At 30.8% G+C, this 762-nt stretch carries 1 protein-coding gene; it reads left to right on the top strand.

Translation table 11 applies throughout. From position 1 onward, the window contains the following. Positions 1–91: 91 nt before the first annotated feature. Positions 92–538 (top strand): hypothetical protein, encoded by a 447-nt coding sequence (locus tag K8344_RS13960; protein ID WP_237609290.1) that lies wholly within the window; start codon positions 92–94, stop codon positions 536–538. The last annotated feature ends 224 nt before the right edge of the window (positions 539–762 follow it).

Below are 762 nucleotides of genomic sequence, written 5' to 3'. Positions count from 1 at the left end.
TTATCTTTAGATTTTAAAACACCTGAAATGGTATATAAATTAACAGCGTAAATCAATTTTTAACCTGTAGCCATATTTCAGGACGAGACATATGAAAAAAACAGTTCCTTTAATATTATTAATAGCTTTTTTAGGATATTATTTCTACAAAACAGAAAAATTAAATTCTGAACTTATGGAAATGAATATTGAATTAACTCAAAAGTATTTCGATTGTATTAGAGGCGGAAATAATAATGAATTAATTTATGAAAATGGAATCCAAAAAGTAGAAATTAAAATACTTAACGGAAATGACTATTTGGAATATGACAAACCAACCAAAACGGATTTTGTGCTAACTAATATTGAACCAAAAACTTTCTCTGTTTACGGAGCAGGAATTCGTGTTCTCGGAACAAAAGGTGAAACGATGAAAACAGAAATAAAAGTTCCAATTAATTATCTCGAAACGGATACTTTGAATGTGAAGATCAGATTTGGAGAAAAACCAGAAGAAAACCACGAATTCAATATCCCAATGAAAACAACGGAATAAAATACTATGGGCAACACCGTATAAAAATAATTGCGGTTTAGTGCTTAATCAAAGGTCGTTGCGTGTTTGTAACGTCTGATTTTCCTTCGGAAAATCCTCGCATACAAACCCGCAACTATTCTTATACATAAACGTTGTGTGCAATAACCCTTGCTTGCTAGGTTATTTAAAAAATCAGTAAAGCGCGCGGATTTAGAAGGAAAATAATCAGTATTTTATGGTAG

The sequence above is a fragment of the Aequorivita xiaoshiensis genome (assembly GCF_022008395.1).
GTDB classification, from domain to species: domain Bacteria; phylum Bacteroidota; class Bacteroidia; order Flavobacteriales; family Flavobacteriaceae; genus Aequorivita; species Aequorivita xiaoshiensis.
The sequence above is the reverse complement of the archived record's forward strand: the minus strand, read 5'-3'. Positions and strand labels throughout refer to the sequence as shown.